At 42.3% G+C, this 19,075-nt stretch carries 14 protein-coding genes; 3 read left to right on the top strand and 11 right to left on the bottom strand.

All coding sequences use genetic code 11. From position 1 onward, the window contains the following. Window positions 1-98 precede the first annotated feature (98 nt). The 5 genes from QVC79_RS07605 to QVC79_RS07585 all read right to left on the bottom strand — a co-directional run bounded on the left by QVC79_RS07605 (window position 99) and on the right by QVC79_RS07585 (window position 7,630). Entirely contained in the window at window positions 99-641 is a 543-nt protein-coding gene (locus QVC79_RS07605) for a hypothetical protein (RefSeq protein ID WP_124315764.1), read from the bottom strand. A gap of 11 nt (window positions 642-652) precedes the next feature. Beyond that, window positions 653-1,297, bottom strand: a complete 645-nt coding sequence (locus QVC79_RS07600; RefSeq protein ID WP_151411506.1) for a fasciclin domain-containing protein — start codon at window positions 1,295-1,297, stop codon at window positions 653-655. Between the two features lie 31 nt (window positions 1,298-1,328). Continuing rightward, the gene (locus QVC79_RS07595) at window positions 1,329-2,894 is read right to left on the bottom strand and encodes a RagB/SusD family nutrient uptake outer membrane protein (protein ID WP_270592340.1); all 1,566 of its coding nucleotides are present in this window, start codon (window positions 2,892-2,894) and stop codon (window positions 1,329-1,331) included. Window positions 2,895-2,896: 2 nt separating this feature from the next. After that, window positions 2,897-6,445, bottom strand: coding sequence for a SusC/RagA family TonB-linked outer membrane protein (locus QVC79_RS07590; RefSeq protein ID WP_270592338.1), 3,549 nt, complete (start codon window positions 6,443-6,445; stop codon window positions 2,897-2,899). A gap of 90 nt (window positions 6,446-6,535) precedes the next feature. Further along, the gene (locus QVC79_RS07585) at window positions 6,536-7,630 is read right to left on the bottom strand and encodes a FecR family protein (protein WP_124315612.1); all 1,095 of its coding nucleotides are present in this window, start codon (window positions 7,628-7,630) and stop codon (window positions 6,536-6,538) included. A 137-nt stretch (window positions 7,631-7,767) separates the two neighbouring features. Here QVC79_RS07585 and QVC79_RS07580 point away from each other — a divergent pair, with 137 nt between their 5' ends. Then, window positions 7,768-8,307 (top strand): RNA polymerase sigma-70 factor, encoded by a 540-nt coding sequence (locus QVC79_RS07580; protein WP_124315611.1) that lies wholly within the window; start codon window positions 7,768-7,770, stop codon window positions 8,305-8,307. 52 nt (window positions 8,308-8,359) lie between these two features. On the opposite strand, the gene rbp is transcribed toward QVC79_RS07580, so the two are convergent. The 6 genes from rbp to QVC79_RS07550 all read right to left on the bottom strand — a co-directional run bounded on the left by rbp (window position 8,360) and on the right by QVC79_RS07550 (window position 16,763). Then, window positions 8,360-8,686 carry an RNA-binding regulator gene (gene rbp / locus QVC79_RS07575; RefSeq protein ID WP_124315610.1) on the bottom strand — a complete coding sequence of 109 codons (327 nt, stop codon included), beginning with the start codon at window positions 8,684-8,686 and terminating at the stop codon, window positions 8,360-8,362. Between the two features lie 301 nt (window positions 8,687-8,987). Then, entirely contained in the window at window positions 8,988-9,716 is a 729-nt protein-coding gene (locus tag QVC79_RS07570; protein ID WP_270592327.1) for an ABC transporter C-terminal domain-containing protein, read from the bottom strand. Between the two features lie 10 nt (window positions 9,717-9,726). Continuing rightward, a complete protein-coding gene (locus QVC79_RS07565) occupies window positions 9,727-10,383 on the bottom strand; it encodes a hypothetical protein (protein WP_270592324.1) in 657 nt (218 codons plus the stop codon). Next, complete coding sequence (locus QVC79_RS07560) at window positions 10,371-11,942, bottom strand: RagB/SusD family nutrient uptake outer membrane protein (protein WP_270592320.1); 1,572 nt, start codon at window positions 11,940-11,942, stop codon at window positions 10,371-10,373. Before QVC79_RS07560 ends, QVC79_RS07565 begins: the two co-directional genes overlap by 13 nt. Before the next feature lie 11 nt (window positions 11,943-11,953). Then, a complete protein-coding gene (locus tag QVC79_RS07555) occupies window positions 11,954-15,436 on the bottom strand; it encodes a SusC/RagA family TonB-linked outer membrane protein (protein ID WP_124315606.1) in 3,483 nt (1,160 codons plus the stop codon). A 139-nt stretch (window positions 15,437-15,575) separates the two neighbouring features. Beyond that, the gene (locus QVC79_RS07550) at window positions 15,576-16,763 is read right to left on the bottom strand and encodes a FecR family protein (protein WP_270592309.1); all 1,188 of its coding nucleotides are present in this window, start codon (window positions 16,761-16,763) and stop codon (window positions 15,576-15,578) included. Window positions 16,764-16,916: 153 nt separating this feature from the next. Here QVC79_RS07550 and QVC79_RS07545 point away from each other — a divergent pair, with 153 nt between their 5' ends. Further along, window positions 16,917-17,459, top strand: coding sequence for an RNA polymerase sigma-70 factor (locus QVC79_RS07545; RefSeq protein ID WP_270592307.1), 543 nt, complete (start codon window positions 16,917-16,919; stop codon window positions 17,457-17,459). A 94-nt stretch (window positions 17,460-17,553) separates the two neighbouring features. After that, window positions 17,554-18,849, top strand: coding sequence for an alpha-L-fucosidase (locus QVC79_RS07540; RefSeq protein ID WP_118304479.1), 1,296 nt, complete (start codon window positions 17,554-17,556; stop codon window positions 18,847-18,849). Window positions 18,850-19,075 lie beyond the last annotated feature (226 nt).

Genomic DNA, 19,075 nt, shown 5'->3' with positions numbered 1-19,075 from the left:
CCGGATTCTCGAACGATCAGATGGAAAAAATAATATCACGAAAAATGATCGGGCAGAGCCATTCGCTCCCACCCGATCATACAATTCACGTATCGTTATTATCTCACGATAATCGTAAAACAGTTATTCACATCTTTTGACCTGCCCTCATTCCAAAAGTTTAAAGAAATACTATACCTTCCCCGAGGAACATCATTCTCCACCGGAACAGAAAGGACACCATTCCCCCGGACAGAAATACAAGCGGCTAATTTATCAGCATCCCCGCCCTCCGAAGTAATTGATTTCACCTGACACCAGATCGGGTTACTTCCCTCTATTCCTTCAATTGGGGTACTTGTCCAAGGCATACCATAAGTCACCCGCAGCCAATCTTCTCCACCCCCAACTAACATTGTCGGGTAAATTTGAAAAAACATCGCAATTTCTTCCGGGCTAAATCCCATATCCAAATACATTTGATATTCAGGATTCGATACCTCTTCTGGGGGTGTTGCATCCAGTTCATAATTTATTACTAATGAATCTAAACTATACCCGGCATACTCCGTAATCAAATATCCGATTTCAATATCCTGACATCCTATATTAACCATCGAGAATGGGATAGTCAGCATAAAAAGTATTATTAGCGTTCTCATCTTCTAAATTTTTATATTTTTCCAAAATTATAACTGTAATTTAATGCATGTACAACACCATTTTTGGGCTGTATATCCGGTGAAGCCACAGGGATTTCCCCGTGCTCCATAGAATAAAGATTAAGTGTCACGGCCCCAGCCTCTGCAACTCCGGCCCATGAAGACCCTCGTAAATAAGCTCGAATCTTGTTGCCTCCGATACAAGTCATATCCGTTCCCCCATCTTGTTTCTCTTCGTTGATAAAATAATCTTTATTAATGTAAGCAATATCCGACTTCAAATATTTCTTGCTCACCACATGTTTCAACAGGAACGTCCTGCACAATTCTTTAGGCATATCCGAAATTTTCGTATAAATCTCACCGGGAACCGCAGCTTTCTGCGACTCCAGCATAAACCGCAAAATAGAATAGGCAGGCGGAGCCCAGAACGTAATTTCCGGACAAGTATCCACCTGTCCCTCGAATAAATCCGTCAAATCGGCATGCTCAATCATCTCCACCGTCAGATCCCAGTTTTTATCATTCGAACGTAAATAATCCATAATTGTCCCGTCAAAATAAGGATTAGAAACACCCGTATCAATCACCTTTTGTTCCGTGTCACAAGCCCAAACAAGAGCAATAATTCCCCATAATAGCCATATCTTTTTCATAAACTTATTTTTCATGATTCAACAAATTAATTTACAAACGTCGATGCCAATACGTATTTTGTCGCAGCAAGGGATTCTGGCTGAAAGCCCCGTCACCAATCATCAAAAACAAAGCTCCATCTTTCAAATCCTGATTGGTTACCGTTTGGTAATTCCCTTTCAATTCCATTCGGACATAATCATTCCGAATAATATCATAATAGCGTTGTCCCTCCAACAACAGCTCTTTTTCCCGTTCCTTAAAAATTGCGTATCTCAAATCTCCCCCATACTCCGAGGCATCGTAGAGTTTAGCATTGGCACGCTCTCGAATTTTATTCAAATCATCAATCGCCCCCTCCATGTAACTACCTCCTAAACGGGCTCGACATTCCGCACGCAACAAATAAATATCCGCCAAACGCCACCAGATTTTATTCTGATCCAAACCGCGTACCATGATATACCCGTCGTCCGTCCTTTCCGTGTAAAATTTGCGAAACTTGTACAAATAAGCATACCCTCCGGTCACAGGTAATAACGTATCATGGCTCATGGAATCCAATTTATAAAAATAAGCTTCCCGACGTAAATCATTTTGAAGATACATCTCCTTCATGGAAGAGGCCTTTATACGACAAACATTATACGCAACAGACGAAGGCTGTATTGTCGGAATTATTGGCCATCCTGCATAGTCCTCTACAATATGTTTAGGCCCCATAGGAAGTCTCTCCTCGTTCCAAAAATTACGTGTAATCGTTTCATAAATACTCTCCCGACTATCCCCTAACAACACGCTTGCGCATACTTCTTCCGGATTTGCCGCCAAACCATACTGGCCGGAAGTAATAACCCGTGTACACGCCTCTTCAGCCTTTTTCCATAACTCCATTTCATCATAAGCATCATCGTGAGCAAAATATTTCCCTCCCGCTTTCCAAGCGCAGAGATGTGCCAATAAAGCATTTGCACTTCCTTTGCAAGGGGTGGATTTATACGTTGCCACATTCCCGTTTGCCATTCTGATTTTATCAAACTCGGGTAATACCTCAGCAGCTTTCGTTGCTAGATCAATCGCGTAATCAGCCACCTCATCCCAATTCGTCTTCGCCGTCGGCAATAGCTCGACCTGATCTCGAATCAACATACAATCTCCCCATTGACGGATAATTTCCAAATATAATAAAGCCTTATAAAACCAAGCCTGTCCTTTGTACAAATTACGCTCCTCTGAAGATAAATCTGCCACGTCCGCATAAGCGAGCACGACATTTGCATTAGCTATCGGTTGATAATATATCTGCCAACTCCGGGTATTCCAATATGAAAGTTCAGAAGAAGGAAAACTTAATGTCTGGGACCATTCCATTTCAGAATCATCGTAATAGTCATCGACATACACACCTTTCTTTATTTGAAGATTCGGTTCATTCGTGTAAGTCAACACTTTTAGAGCTTTATCCACCCCATTGATAAAGGATTCGAAATCTTTCGGAGTACTCAAACCGTTTTCATAGGTGAGTGAATTTTCTGGCTTCACGGTCAACGCATCCTCACATCCACACAATAAACATAAACCGAAAAGCATTATTACAAAATATTGTATTTTACACATAACTAGAATTTTACAGTTAGACCTAAAGTAAACTTCCGGGCTAATGGATAACTCATTCCGTCATCTACCCCGTTTACAATACTCACAACTTCAGGATCCATCCCTGAATAATTGGAAAAAGTCAAAAGATTTTCTCCACTCACAAATACCCGTAATTGCTCCATTCCCCATTTAGAGATCAACGATTTGGGCAGATTATAACCAACAGTCAATGTTTTCAATTTCAAATAATTCACCTTTTCTACTTGTCTGTCTAAGACATACCCCTCACTCCCAAGACGTAATTGGGCATAATCCGAATCATCCCCTTCTTGCTGCCAGAAAGTCGTTTTATTTATATCCACGAATACGGGATGCTTGTAATATTTCTGGGACGGATCAGTTGAGAATGCCAAAGATATGGAAGGTAACTGATTCACCATGTGCCGCCCGATGGAATAATGCATGGAAAAATTCAAATCAAAGTTTTTCCACCGGAATTCATTTACAATTCCCCCACTTATAATAGGTAAAGCACTTCCTAAAAATACACCATCATTAAAAATCACACCATCACCATCCACATCCACGTAATAATAATCTCCCGGACGATAAAAAGAAGAATAGGAACCTCCCATTAAAGAATATGGATAACAACTTTCACCTTGTGCCGTGAAATATAGAGGAAGATCCTCCTGTTTTTGCACGTACCCATTCGTTTTATATCCTGAGATTCGATTCAATGGCTTACCTGTAATTCCAAATCCCAAATCTTTGCCATTATATGATTTTTCAATCCTGTTCCAATTTCTAGCTCCATTTACAGAAATTTTCCAATACAAATCAGAACGACGGAATATTTCATATTTAATCAACAATTCAAGTCCTTCATTCGACAAAGCGGCCGCATTCGCCCATTGGGACATAAAACCATTATAATCCCCGGGAAGTCCGACCTGATACAACAACTTATCCGTATATCGATAATAATAATCAAGAACAATACCTAATCGGTACTCAAAGAGATCAACATCTAAACCGAAATCATACTGATCGGTTTCTTCCCAAGAAAGATCTTCATTATAAAGTCCTCCATTATACACTGGTTCCAAAGTCGGATTCCCTTGATGTGAAAACTCTCCGGGACCCATCAAACCGTAAGCCAAATAAGGGTATTCGAACATTTTACCGGAACGTCCCCAACTAGCCCGCAACTTCCCGAACGAAAGCCAACCCAAATTATCTTTAATGAAAGGCTCCTCTGAAAAGCTCCATCCGGCAGCCACAGAGGGAAAAGTTCCCCATTTATTATTCCGCCCGAACACGGAACTCCCATCTTGACGGAAACTCAGAGACAACAAGTATTTCAAGCGATAATTATATTCCAAACGTCCAAAATAGGAGTATAGTTTCTGTTCCTCCATATTTGACTGGTAATGCTGAAAAGCCACCGGGACCGTTTCTCCCGACCATTCATTTACTTCCTGTCCCAAATCCGGCAATCCACTCGGTGCATAATAAATCTTATCACTTGGAGAATTCTCAGCCGTTCCCCCGTTATATTCCATCTGATCATATTGATAAGAGAATCCAGCGAGAAAATCAAAAGTATGATCTTCGCCTATCGTTTTTCGATAGGATAACAAATTTTCGTTCAACACCATCAGGTTTATCCCCGTTTCACCCAAGCTCATCGAATACCCTTTACCACTCAAGTAAGAAGGTTGAAAATAATTTCTACGATGGATAGAATAATCTGTTGCCAAGGAAGTTGAAACACTTAATCCTTCAATAATCTCGTACCCTATTTTAAAATTAGTTCGTAAACGAACAGAACGGTTCTTTTCTTTTGTTCCTTTCAATTTATCAATCGTAGCCTCCCAAGCCTCAGTTCCTTTACCCGGCAATAACGTACTCTGCCAGAAAGGATCACCCGGTACTCCTTCGACCATTGGGGCCGTACCAAAACCCTCCACCTTTTCCCCGCGGTCCCGATTCGTCAATGTTGCATTAAAACGTAAATCCACGTTTACCCGATTGACCGGCATTACATTCAAAGAAGAATTCAAATCCATACGATTATATCCGGTTCCGACAAATACCCCTTTTTCATTATAATACCCCAAACCAATCCCGTAAGTCATCCTTTCCCCTCCACCATAAGTTTGAATATTAGCATTTGTCACTTTCCCTGTTCGGAAATAAGCCGGGAAAAAATTCGTTGCATTATTATAAAAAGCATTCAGACTATCTTGATAAATCAATGTTACGGGATTGCCCGGCTGGGCAGAAAAGAAATAATCATAAGATGCATGTTGATCATTCCAAAAAACTTCCTCATTGGACAAGGGATATTTATATCGCTTGGTCGTCTTATCTAAATAAGCTAATTGCGTTCCTTCAAGCGTTTTAAAACGCAGATCACGTTCCCCTTTTCCAATAACCATCGTGGGAAATTCAGCAACGATACCCCAAGATTGAGATGCGTTGATCGAAAAGGTTGCTTTTTGATTCTTCTTTCCTTTTTTAGTTGTCACGATAATCACCCCGTTGGCAGCACGAGAACCATAGATAGAAGCCGAAGAAGCATCCTTCAATATCTGAACCGATTCAATCATATCCGGATTAATGTCTGCCAGTAAATTAGTACCGGTAATCGGAGAAGCAAAAGAATTTAACGGAACCCCATCAACCACCCACAAAGGATTAGAAAACCGCCGTCCTTGCTCCACATCCAAAGAATTGTATCCCCGAATCGTGATAGCTGTTCCACCACCTCCCGGTGCCCCGGACATATTCGTAATATCCAAACCGGCAACCCGTCCTTGTAAAAGAGAGGCTATATCCGAAGCCGGTATTCCTTGTAACTCTTCGGCCTTGACAACTGACACGGCCCCGGTCATTTCTCTTTTATTCGTCGTTCCGTAAGCCACCACAACTGCCTCATCCAATGCCTGAATATCTTCCACCATCACGATACGAAGCGTATCTTTCGTTCTTCCGGTAAAATTTACTTTCTGAGATTTATACCCGACAAAAGAAAACTCCAATGCTCCTTGCGCCATGGGTAAAGTTAAAGAAAATTGCCCTTTAGCATTCGTCGCCGTTCCAATGTTTGTACCAAAAATTTTCACGGTAACTCCCGGCATCGGTACTTTTTTCTGGTCTGTAACAATACCGACAAGCGTTTTTTTCTCCTGTTTTTGTTCTTCCATTCGTCGCACGACAATCACGCCATCTAGCACCTCGTAAGAGTACCCATGATCCTTCAGTACCTTATCCAACACTTCATTCAAGGTGGCATTCTTTAAGACCACCGTAATTTTCTCCGTCTCAGATACGATTCCCTTTTGGAAAAAGAATTGATACCCTGTTTGCATTTTCAAGTAATCAAGCACCGACACGATCAATTCATTCTCGAACTTCACATCCAGCTTCTGATCCTGAGAATAAGTCGTGGCACTTAACGTGTGAATGCAACATAACAAAATAAAAAGCTTCAACTTCATAATCAATAAAATTTTTCGCCATTTTCCTTCCGGAAAATGTTCACATCCGATCTTTTTTTTCATAACTTTGTTTATGATTTTATTTAACATTACATCTGCTGTCAACAGATGTTTTCAAATCTTGGGGGAAGCTGTCAAATTCCCCCGATTTTTTTATATACTCACGACAACTGTTTGCCCTTGAACATCAAATTTTACATTACTACTCTTTTCTATCACCTGTAATATCGATTTAAAATTACTGTATTTGGGTAAATTCCCTTTAAACTCGATCGCTTTAGCACCTTCATTTTGAAAAAACACCATCACATTATACCAACGAGCCAATTTCAACATGATTTGCTCCAAATTCTGATTTTCAAATACAAACACCCCCTTTTTCCAAGCTGCCACCTGTTGTACATCAACCTTTTTAACCGTAAAATTTCCTCTATCCACATGACAAACAGCTTGTTCCCCCGGCACAAGGATCTGTTCATTTCCTTGTTTCTCAACAGATACAGCCACACTTCCGTGTACCAATGTTGTGTAAATATCTGCCTCATCCGGATAAGCATACACGTTAAATGCCGTTCCTAACACCCTCAATGATTGTACGCCTGTTTCCACCCAAAAAGGACGATTCGTGTCTTTTGCCACTTCAAAATATGCCTCACCTTCCAAAATTACCCGACGTTCATTACCGGGAAAAACAACCGGGTATTTCAACCGGGAGTCTGCATTCAACCACACCCGCGTACCGTCTTCCAGCACTACATCATACTCCCCACCTCTAGGCACTTCTAGCGTGTTGTAAACAACTTCCACAGAATGAACGTCCTCTTTACCCGAATGTTCATAAGTTAAAACCCCATTGGCCTTTTGAATCGTAACCCCTGCCTCCTGAATAACAGTTCTTCTTAAGGACAAAGTATCTAAAAGGACATTTTCTCCCGTCGCTAAAATAAGCTTGGCTTTCATCTCTCCCGGAGTAATCTCTTGAACCTGAATCACCGGAACAGCGTGGTCAACTCTCCCCCGCACTCCCCAAATTATACCCACCACCACGATCACGACAATAACTGCAGCGTATCGACTCAATAAAATAAATTGCCGGCGACGGGCTCTGCGATTCACGGGTTCCACGATTTTACGGTAACCTTTCGCTTTATCCACAGCCCGCATTTGCATGAAAATATCTAATGTTTCCTCCAATCGGGCTTCATCATATTCCGTGTCATTCTTCTCGATTTGATCTTTCTCTCTCATATTTTTCTTCTCTTTATATAACCAAGACAGATCAAGTAAAAAATACACGTAGTCACATTCTCGAAAAAATTACATTTTTATTTTATCAATATCAAAATATTAATTCTAAATTTGTTTTGATGTAGGAAACCTGATGTATGATAAACATAGAGAAAAAGACGTTCGAATCCTTATTTAACCTGTACTATTCAGGATTAATCGTGTATGCTAATCGTTTCACGAACCAGATCGAGATCTCGGAAGACATCGTGCATGACGTTTTTATCACTCTTTGGGAAAAAAAAGATTCACTCCTCATGGAATCTGCGAAAGCCTACCTCTTCTCATCCGTCCGCAACCGTTGCCTGAATCACTTGGAACAATTAAAGGTACGCAACGAGTACCAAGAGCAACTTTTACAAAAAGGGGACATTACCGGATTACTCACTTGGGAATATTACGTGGAATCAGAACTTCGGGAACATATTGAAAAGGCAATCCGTCAACTTCCCCCTCAATGCCAAAAGATTTTCATTATGAATCGTTTCGATGGTAAAAGTATCGCCCAAATTGCCGAAGAATTGGAAATCTCTCCCCGCACGGCAGAAAAACACATCGAAGTTGCCTTGAAAAAACTCCGCCAAGAACTGGCAGATTACCTTCCGACTGGTTTATTATTCTGGCTATTAAATATTTAACACAAAAAAGAGGCTCGTTTCCAAGCCTCTTTCCTTCAGAATATATAATATCTTAATATCTTCTATTTGAATTATAACCTCCGCGACTTCCGCCACCTCTGTTATATCCTCCGCGACCTCCACCGTTTGATCTTTCTTCTCTCGGTTTAGCCACGTTAACGTTAATTACCTTACCGTCATATTCAGCACCGTTCAATTCATCGATTGCTTTTTGTCCCATTGCCTCGTCAGCAATCTCAACAAAACCGAATCCTCTTGATCTACCAGTTTCCCGGTCCATAATAACTTTAGCTGAAGTAACTTCACCGTATTCAGCAAACAACGTGTTTAAATCTGCGTCATCAACGCCATAGCTTAAATTTGAAATGTAAATGTTCATCAAGTACAATTTTTGATTAATTAATAAAAACGATTGAGATTGGACAATGATAGAAAGTCTACTTAACGATACAAATACATGCTAGGAAAGAGATTTAAATACAAATGATTCAATTCAATCTGAGACAAAGGTACGCTTTATTTCGGATATTCAAGCGTTTTTGCAAATTTATTTCAAATTATTTTCTTTCACACTCGATTTCATTTCCGTATTGTGAAGCAAACAGCCTTCTATACAAGAAGAAGGACTGCCTAACCAAGTTTGGAATTAGGCAGTCCACACCACATCGAAATACGGTGAGTTAATCTATTATAAACGTAAACACATTATCCAAACGATGGGAATATCCCTCGTTTTCTATAATAATTGCAATACGATAGGTTCCTTTGGGAGCTTTACAGGCAAACGGAAGTTGCATTCGCCCACCTCCTTGCATCACAAGTTCTTCTTTAAAAAGGTCTGCATTACCATCTGTCGAAGTTACATCTGCAATCGAATACATAATAGGTTGTGTTCCCAGAACACCCTCGATCGTAGAAGTTGACCAAGGAATAGCATCTTCAATCTTAGTTATTAACCCAATATATTCATCACATATCGGATCAATGTCATCGTATCCTTCATCCCAAAACACGTCCATGCCATTACCGTAAATACCATCCAACTCATCATAATGATAGAACCATTCATCAATCTCACCCAACCGGGTATATATCTCTTCCATCCGCCCCGCATCAGTCTCTTCGTCCAAAGATGCCAGTTCCTCCTCCAAAGCATCACTCTCCGCATATATACCATCCATTTCCTCCTCCAAGACTTTCAATTCACGATACGCCAAAGCCATCTCTTTCAACTCCGGCGGGTACTGTAATTCCATTGCCTCAATCTGTTCAAGAATACTTCTTTCGCCAACATATAACGTATCAATAGAATACTTGGCATGTTCCGTTTTCAAATAACCGATTGTAACCTCTTGACAACTAGTCATGCACAAACCAGCAAAAGCTATCAATAAATATATTGTTCTCATCATATACACTTTATAATCCTTCTAGACTAAAACCATAACTTAAGGCGTGTACCACCCCGTTACTCATTTGAATATCGGTTGACACACTTCGGTTGGCATCACTATTACCGGAGCCATGTAGATAGACATACAAACCAATTTCTCCCTTTTCCGGGATATAATTATAATCCTCCCGGTAAGTATAGACGAACATCTCTCCCTCAAGCGTCTTACAAACTTTTCCTTCAACTTCAGTATAACCACCCCGGACTGCCTCCAAACGTCCCCTCGGAATATCCTCAACCACCAATCGCTGAGGGATAATAAGGCGTTTCAGTATATGCCGACAGGTCTCTACCGGAATATCCCGAACCGTCTTCCACGGTTTTGTCGGATGTGCCTCCTTGTAATCAAGCATATATGCCAATATACTCAAATTTGTAATCCCGAAAAAGGTAATTTGTTCATTCTGCCTTGAGCCATCAAAATACTCTTTCATCCCGGCGTGTTCGATCATAATAATCGTGGAATCCCAATCATCCGGCTGACTATGCAAATACTCCCACACGGTACAATCATGCTTACCGTTTGCCAAACCGGTATCAATATATTGGTAATCCGTACAGGCACTCAAAATAACGAGAGTGGCCACAACCAAACACTTGAAAAATACATTTATCTTCTCCATAACCAATATTTATTTTGTGTCATCAATTCATTATTATTAAAAGACCGTTGAGCAACAGGCCTATACAAAGCGCCATTTTCAATATCCTTAGCCGTGAGTTGCTGATAAGCTTCCGAAAGCCGGTCCAAATACCCGTTACGAACAATATCAAAATACCGTTGCCCTTCACCGAACAGCTCCCGGTCACGCTCGTTAAATATCTCCCGACGCAAATCCTCGCTATCTGTCGATCCGGCATACGGCTCCAACCCGGCTCGTTCTCGCACATCATTTAAATCTTCCACGGCTGTCGACAGCCCCAAACGGGCCCGGCTCTCCGCCCTCAACAATTTCAAGTCTGCCAATCTCCAAATCACCCTATTCCCTTCCACATTTTGAACATCTCCTTTGTTACCTTCTATTTTAGAGCGAATCACATCATGCCATTTATAAAAGTAAGCGTAATCGGAGATGACTTTAACAGAATCAATCGGATTACCATCATCGTCACGTTTCGTAATTTTCCACCAAAATACATTTCCCAAATCATACCAATATAACTCTTTACGTGCATCATCCTCTTCCGGGAACATATTTTCCACGGTTTCAACCGAGATTCGTGCCGCCAAATAACGGGGAAAACCTGTTTCCGCAAGCTCCGGGCTAGAATCAAATTCCGGGTAAGTACACAATAAAATCCCCGGATAAAGATATTGTAGCCATCCTATTTGCATATAATCCATATCTTTATCAGAAACCTCTATTGAAAAAATGGTTTCGTCACTCTCTCGTACCCTTCCAAGCGTACGCTCTAACAACAAGGCGATCGTTGGTTCTAGTTTATAAAAGCCGCATTTACCATCAATCACATCCGAAGCATACCTTTCTGCCTTCTCCCAATAACTTTCCTCACCGTAAAGTCCTCCCATCCAAGCATATATATTAGCCAGTAATGTTTTCACCGTTCCCAAGCTGGCATATTGCTTTGAGGTTAACTTGTTACCATACGAATCGACCAACTTTTCATGCGTTGGCAAAACCAACGCTTTCTCGGCACATTCAATCGCTTTTCCCAACACCTCTTTCACGGGACTCTTCGCTAAAGGTTCGGTAGCCGTGGAATTAGGCGGAATCGGGGCATCTCCCCAGTTACGGGCAATATTAAAATAACAAAGTGCTTTTATAAAATTAGCCTGAGCCAACCAGAATTCTTTCCGCTCTTCTGTCATTCCTCCAAAGCGGAAACTATTATCAATTAACAAATCAGCATGTCCAATGATCGAATAATAACCTCCCCAAGACACGCCTTCCATGATCGAGAATGCTGTCAAGGCCAAATTCCTTTGGTCTTCATTCCAATATTCATCACATGGTAACGCTGCAATATCAAATACATCGACGTTCATAACAGATCCCCACATATCAATTTCCATCGCCATCATAGTCGTAATAACAGCTTCCACATCCTGTTCCGTCTTGAAATAACTATAATAAGTCACGTCATTCTCCGACTCTACTGTCAAAAAATCATCGCAAGCGAACAATGGTAGAAAAAATAAATACATCCATATCTTCTTCATAACTCTTTGTATTAGAAATTAACACTCAACCCGATCGTAAACTTACGTGGTAGCGGATAAGATCCCAATGCATCAATTCCGTCAAAAATACTCACGATCTCCGGATCCAATCCTGAATAATTGGATAGTAAAAATAGATTCTCAGCCGTCACGTAAATTCGAGCACTCGACAACCCGAATTTTTTCGATACATTCTCATTCAAATTATATCCTAAAGTCAACTGTTTCAATCGCAACAAATGTATATTTTCGATATCACTATCATAAAGCCCGACAAATTGGTCTCCATTATTCTTATAAGATTGCAAACGGGGATATTTCGGATTCTTTGTATTCTTATTCTCCCACGCATGAACCTTACGTAAGTCCACCCGGATAGAGTTTTCAGGAGTTTCCCACGGCTGCAAACTATAATCATCGTATACCCGCAATATATGTCTGCCTAACGAATAATTAAATGCCATGCTTAAATCAAAATCCTTCCATCGTAAATCACAAAAGATTCCCCCGTGCATTTGTGGCAGCGGGCTGGATGCAAAGTACTGGTCATCCTCCGTAATCTGCCCGTCACCGTTTAGATCCAGAATTCGACGAGTCCCCGGATAAAAGATTCCTTCATTTATTCCCATGTCATACAAAGGTTGTTTCACCCCACTCGCCAAGTAAATATAAGGAACTTCATCCATAGTATTATAAAAACCGTCAGTCTTGTAGGCCCGCATTTGATATAACGGCTTCCCGATAACCTGTTCTTTATAATCCATACCCGTGTAACTCTTCTCGAAACGACTCCAGTTACGGGATGCTGTCAACTTCATCCGCCATTTCACGGCAGTCTCGCGCAAAATATTAGCCTGCAACTCCAGCTCGATCCCCTCGTTAGAAGTTTCCAGTACATTCTGCCATTGCATATCGAACAAATAAGTATCACCCGGCAAATCAACCTGATTCAACTGATCCTTCGTGTAACGATAGTAGTAATCGAGAACCATTTTAAAACGATAGTCCATCAAGTCCAAATCCAACCCTAAATTATACTGGTCGGTTGATTCCCAAGACAACTTCCGGTTAATCAGCCCGCCTTTCTTATTTGCGGTCATACCGTATTGCCCGAGAAAAGTATACGCGTAAGCCGAAAACAGCCCTTGCGCCAAATAAGGTTGGGAAAATTTTTGCCCGGAGGTTCCCCAACTACCGCGAAGTTTACCGAAACTCAACCAATAAAAACGTTTCATAAAAGGTTCTTCTGAAAATGCCCACCCCGCAGACACGGACGGGAATGTTGCCCAACGCACCTTTTCTCCAAAGACAGAGGATCCGTCCCGCCGAATCGTACCTTCCAAAATATATTTCTCCTTATAATTATAAGACAACCGACCGAAATAACTACACATGGTCTCCTCAGTCAAAGAAGAGCCATAAGTATACGCCCCCTTAGCATACCCTCCGGAATACACGATATTAGAAGCACCTCCCCAACCTTTTCCCACGTAATGCACATAATCATTCGGCCCTTTCAACCCGGATCCGCTATTATTGAACTTTTGGTCTTTTTCGAAAGAAAGCCCAAGCAAGACACCGAATTGGTGATCATGTTTTATCTTGAATTTATAATTCAACAAATTCTCATTCAGCATCATAATGCTTCGTGAAATATCACCTTCCGATTTTGAAAAGTGATTCTGCCGATCTAACGTACTGGGAGTAAATTTATTCAAATTCTGTTGATTAAAATCAAGAGAACCGGAAACAGACAAATGCAAATCACGAATAAATTCATAATCCAGTTTTAGATTCAAACGTGCCGTGTAACTGTTATTCTTCTCAATCTTGGAATTCAAATCTTCCATCATGTACTCCTTCACGTAACTATCCCCCGGCAATAGCGAAGAAGTCCGGTTCGGATCAACCGATATTCCTTGTATCTTGGAACTCAGTCCTCTTTCTGCCTCCCCTCTACTACGGTCGCTATACGTGAAAGTACTCATAAAATCCATCTTCAAATGTCTCATCGGCTTAGATGAAATATTAGCGGATAACGTGGCCCGTTGAAAATCAGAGCTGATGATAATCCCTTCCTCTTTAAAATAACCAACACCCACGATATATTGCATAGCCTCGTTTCCCCCGGACATCTGTAAATTTGCATTTATCACCTTAGCCGTACGGTACATATACCGCCACCAATCCGTGGAATTATTAAAGAATGGATTCAAACTATCTTGCAAATAAGGAACCTCCGGAGCAATCTTATCTCTACCACCCCAAAAATAATTATAGACCGGTCCCATATCTTTCCCCACCAGATTGTACACCTCCTCGTAAGAAGTCGGCACCTTCCATTCTTTGGTTTTCACATCATAATAAGGCTCAACCGTACGTTTCAAAGCGTTAAGCGCATACATACGTTCCCCGTGTCCCCCGGTAACTTCAGGTGTCTTGGGCAGCCACGAAGCTGAATAAGAAAATTTTGCCGAAAGTTGGCTTTTACCGACACGTCCTTTTTTGGTCGTGATCAGTATGACCCCGTTCCCTGCACGAGAACCATAAAGTGCCGCCGCTGCCGCATCTTTCAACACTTCTATCGACTCGATCATTGCCGGGTCAAGATCGGCAATCGTGTTAGCCCCGGTAACCGATGACGTAAAGGATTGAATAGGCACTCCGTCAACCACGTACAAAGGAGTTCCGTATTCCCGATCCTCACCCTCTCCCTTTGCCCCGATACTCGTGTAGCCACGAATAGCCACGATAGACCCGCCACCACCGGGAGCGCCGGAGAGATTATTCACCTCCACTCCTGCCATCCGTCCCTGCAACAAACTCTCCAGACTATGCGTCGGCAATTCCTGAATCTCGCTCCCCTTGATCGAGGAAACGGCACTTGTCATCAATCTCCGTTTCTGGGAACCGTAGGCAACCACCGTCACCTCGTCCAGATCCGACACATCTTCCTCCAGAACCACCCGAATCGTATCCCTCGTCGCGGCACTGAAATTCACTTTCTTGGTCTTGTAGCCCACAAAAGAGAACACAAGCGTTCCCTTTTCCATCGGCAACGACAAGCGGAACATCCCGTTCACGTCCGAGGCCGTCCCTACCGTCGCACTATCCAGTCGCACGGTCACCCCCGGCATCGGTATTTTCTTACCATCCGTGACTTTTCCCAAGATAATTTTCCCTTTCTGCGGTTCGGCCGGGAGTGCAGAAAGGATGATAAATTCATCCATCAACTCGTAAGTCAACCCGGTTCCCTCCAATATTTCACGCAACACCACGTCCAAACGAGTATTCTTGAAATTCACATTCAAGCGGTAATCACTATTCAAACGGTGATTATTATACACCACCGTATAACCGGTCTGTTTATGAATCTCGGAAAAAATTTCCTTGAAACTCAACTGGCTCCCCGTGACGGTCATCGTCTTCTGGGCTAACGTGCCGGCCGTTACATTCGTGATAAACACGACCATCAAAAAAACGCCTAACTTCATAACCTGACAAATTTTTGACAACTTGTTGTGTCCAACAAGCCTGTTTCTTCGTTTTTTATTCATACTTTTGTTTCGAGTTAGTTAATATTTACGGTATTACTAAACCTCCCGGAGCGTGGTCGCAACACGTTTCGGGATTTTATTTTTCATATATTTTAATCTGATCTCCGAAATCGACAAACGAAATATCCCTCGTCTTCTCGATCATTTTCAACACGTATTCCAGATCCCGGTATCTCGTCACGGCCCCGGTAAAACGCATCTGTTTCACCTTCTCGCTGGCAAAAGTGAATTTCACTTGATACCAGCGTTCCAACTTCACGACCAACTCTTCCATCGACATATTCTCGAAATAAAAATACCCGGTACGCCAAGCGCTCACCCGACTGACATCCTCTTTCGTGAGAACGATTGAAGTACTCGCCTTGTCCATACGGACCACCTCACCCGGCACCAACGCACGAGTCTGTCGATTCCGTGTATCCTCGAATTTCACTTTCCCCTTTAACAATGCCACTTCAACCTTCGCCTCATCCGTGTAATTCATCACGTTAAACGACGTCCCCAACACCTTGACATTTGCCTCCGCCGTTTTCACCACAAAAGGCTTTAACGAATCGGAAGTCACTTCAAAAAAAGCCTCCCCTTCCAAATAAACGGCTCGTTGATTCCCGACAAAATGAAGAGGGAACTTCAACTTCGAATCGGAATTCAACCACACGTTCGTTCCGTCTGCCAGCGTCAGATTATACTCCCCTCCCCGGGGAACAATCACCGTGTGATATTCCTCTGTCATCACGTCCTTCCCGCTCTCCGGTTGAGGGAACAGATTTTTCACTGAATCACTCTTCAAGACAATCCCTTCCGCCAATGGCACGGTTCGATCATTCTCTCTACCCAGCATGACCTCGTTCCCTGATGGAAATTGCAAAATAGCCTCTCTCTCCCCGTGCTTACTCTCCAACAAACTGATTTTAGGCAATGTCTCCGGCACCGGTTCTTTCCGGTTCGTGTAGTACACGTGGAAAATACCCACCAACAGTAAGACCACCGCCGCGGACGAGATCACGCCCCACACGAATCGTCTCCGCCGTTTCAACCTTTCTTCCCGCCATTTTTCCTGTATCCGGGTCTTCATCCCCCCTGCCCGTTCCTCACGTGAACTTAACCGCAACCGTTGACACATCTTCAGGGTTTGTTTAAAGCATTGCTCTTGCCCCGGAGTCTCCTTCACCCATCTCTCCAAATCCATCTTCTCTCGCTCGGAAATATCTCCCAAGTAAAAATCAATAATCCGTTCTATTACATCATCCGAAATTCGGTTCATATCATTTCATTTTACCTCTAAGACGGGAAAAGCAAAAAACGGGTGAATCAACAAACACATTATTTTTCAAAAATCAACAATTATCCACTTTACAAGCTACATACGATTGTTTCATTCAATAAAATATTTTAGATTTGCACGATAAATAAATTCATGAAAAATCAAAACGATCTCGACCACGATTTGCAGCACATCTTCGATAAATACGCGAAGAACTTGTGTCTTTACGCCCTCAATTACTTGGAGACAGAGGCCGATGCGGAAGACATCGTGCAGGATGTCTTTATTCGTTGTTGGGAAAAAAGAGATATTCTGTTATCAGACGAAAAGGTGATAAAAACCTATCTTTTCAATTCTGTCAGAAACGCTTGCTTGGACAAAATAGAGAAAAAAGATGTCATGCGTTACCACATCGACATTATAAAGCAAGAAATTATTGACGAGGAAACCATCACGTTTGACGAAAAACTCCTTCTGGAAATCAGAGAAGAACTGGCACAAATGCCCGATCAAACCCAAAAAATCATTACCCGTGTATTCATGCAGGATATGAAATACCAAGAAGTCGCCGACGATCTCCACATCTCGATCAACACCGTCAAAACCTTGTTACGCAACGGGATCAAACACCTGCGTTCCCACTTCTCTCAACACCTGGAACTCTTAATTTTCTATCTCCAAAAAGCGACACGATAAACAGGCTTTCACTCCTTTCCCGTTTTATTTATTAAACATTTGATCATTTTCTTCACATTTATTACCTTCGTGAAAATTTAATCTAATCCTTAGCATGAAAAATACATTCATTACCACGCTCTTATTATTAACCGTCGTATTTTGCTCTGCCCAAGAGAAATACGTTCCTTCACAAGAAAACCTTACCAACCGGGAATGGTTCCGGGATGCCAAGTTCGGTATGTTCATCCACTGGGGAATATACAGCATGCTAGCCGACGGCGAATGGGTGTTAACCAATAAAAGCCTGAACGAGGCGGAGTACCAAAAACTGGCTGACGGGTTCTACCCCTCCAAATTCAATGCCGACGAGTGGGTCCGTATCGCCAAGGACGCCGGCATGAAATACATCTGTTTCACCTCCCGCCATCACGATGGATTCTCGATGTTCGACACGAAACAATCAGATTACAATATTGTCAAGGCTACCCCTTTCAAACGGGATGTTATCAAGGAATTGGCCGAAGCCTGCCAGAAACACGGGCTTAAATTATTCTTCTACTATTCCCATATCGACTGGCACCGTCCGGATTATTACCCGTGGGGACGCACGGGACGGAACACGGGTCGTACCCCTTCCGGCACGTGGGAAGATTACTTGAAATTCATGGATGCCCAGTTAACCGAATTACTTACCAATTACGGCCCGATCGGTGGTATCTGGTTCGACGGTTGGTGGGATAAACCCGACGCGGACTGGCAACTGGAAAGACAATACACCTTGATCCACCGCCTTCAACCGGGATGCCTGATCGGGAATAACCATCACAAAGCCCCTTTTGACGGGGAAGATTTCCAAATGTTCGAACGGGATCTACCGGGACAAAACAAAGCCGGGTACTCTGCCGATGCAGAAATCAGCGCCCTACCGTTGGAAAGCTGCGAGACCATGAATAACACGTGGGGCTACAACATCAACGACCGAAATTTCAAATCCACGAAACAACTCATCCACACGCTGGTGGGTGCCGCAGGGAACAATGCAAACTTATTATTAAACGTGGGTCCCCGTCCGGGTGGAGATTTTCCCGAAGGATCAGTTACGCACTTGAAAGAAATCGGAGAATGGATGCGCACCTATGGTGAAACTATCCAAGGAACCCGTGCCGGAACCATCCCTCACCAAGACTGGGGAGTCACGACCCAAAAAGGAAATAAACTCTACGTTCACATTCTAAATTTGAATAAAGACCAGCTTTTACTCCCGATCACCAATAAAAAAGTGAAGACCATCGTGCATTTCAAGGACAAAACTCCGGTGAAATACACCAAAACAAAAGAAGGAATCTTGCTACAACTGGGAAGTGTCCCCACGGACATAGATCATGTTGTTGAAATCACTTACCGATAATAGCGGTCAAAAAACCTGTTCATCGGAAAGAATATAACATGGGATTATCCCAAAACTTCCCTTGATTCATGATTGGGTTATCCTTTCGCTATATCATAAACATAGCATCAACATAACAATAACACCGCATAAACACATTCTTATATTTATGTCGTGTTATTGTTATGCCAAAAGAGTACCTTTGATGTAACGCAAAGATAGCCCAAGGAATAAGAACGATGAAACC

Origin of the sequence: Butyricimonas sp. (assembly GCF_019423355.1) — a bacterium.
GTDB classification, from domain to species: domain Bacteria; phylum Bacteroidota; class Bacteroidia; order Bacteroidales; family Marinifilaceae; genus Butyricimonas; species Butyricimonas faecihominis.
This window is presented reverse-complemented; position numbering and strand designations above follow the sequence as displayed.

What these genes read in the sequence shown, in the direction of transcription:
- QVC79_RS07540 (WP_118304479.1), top strand. Translation starts at nt 17,554, where the DNA reads ATGAAAAATACATTCATTACCACGCTCTTATTATTAACCGTCGTATTT.
- QVC79_RS07595 (WP_270592340.1), bottom strand. Translation starts at nt 2,894, where the DNA reads ATGTGTAAAATACAATATTTTGTAATAATGCTTTTCGGTTTATGTTTA.
- QVC79_RS07605 (WP_124315764.1), bottom strand. Translation starts at nt 641, where the DNA reads ATGAGAACGCTAATAATACTTTTTATGCTGACTATCCCATTCTCGATG.
- QVC79_RS07555 (WP_124315606.1), bottom strand. Translation starts at nt 15,436, where the DNA reads ATGAAGTTAGGCGTTTTTTTGATGGTCGTGTTTATCACGAATGTAACG.
- QVC79_RS07545 (WP_270592307.1), top strand. Translation starts at nt 16,917, where the DNA reads ATGAAAAATCAAAACGATCTCGACCACGATTTGCAGCACATCTTCGAT.
- rbp (WP_124315610.1), bottom strand. Translation starts at nt 8,686, where the DNA reads ATGAACATTTACATTTCAAATTTAAGCTATGGCGTTGATGACGCAGAT.
- QVC79_RS07590 (WP_270592338.1), bottom strand. Translation starts at nt 6,445, where the DNA reads ATGAAAAAAAAGATCGGATGTGAACATTTTCCGGAAGGAAAATGGCGA.
- QVC79_RS07585 (WP_124315612.1), bottom strand. Translation starts at nt 7,630, where the DNA reads ATGAGAGAGAAAGATCAAATCGAGAAGAATGACACGGAATATGATGAA.
- QVC79_RS07600 (WP_151411506.1), bottom strand. Translation starts at nt 1,297, where the DNA reads ATGAAAAAGATATGGCTATTATGGGGAATTATTGCTCTTGTTTGGGCT.
- QVC79_RS07565 (WP_270592324.1), bottom strand. Translation starts at nt 10,383, where the DNA reads ATGGAGAAGATAAATGTATTTTTCAAGTGTTTGGTTGTGGCCACTCTC.
- QVC79_RS07570 (WP_270592327.1), bottom strand. Translation starts at nt 9,716, where the DNA reads ATGAGAACAATATATTTATTGATAGCTTTTGCTGGTTTGTGCATGACT.
- QVC79_RS07580 (WP_124315611.1), top strand. Translation starts at nt 7,768, where the DNA reads ATGATAAACATAGAGAAAAAGACGTTCGAATCCTTATTTAACCTGTAC.
- QVC79_RS07560 (WP_270592320.1), bottom strand. Translation starts at nt 11,942, where the DNA reads ATGAAGAAGATATGGATGTATTTATTTTTTCTACCATTGTTCGCTTGC.
- QVC79_RS07550 (WP_270592309.1), bottom strand. Translation starts at nt 16,763, where the DNA reads ATGAACCGAATTTCGGATGATGTAATAGAACGGATTATTGATTTTTAC.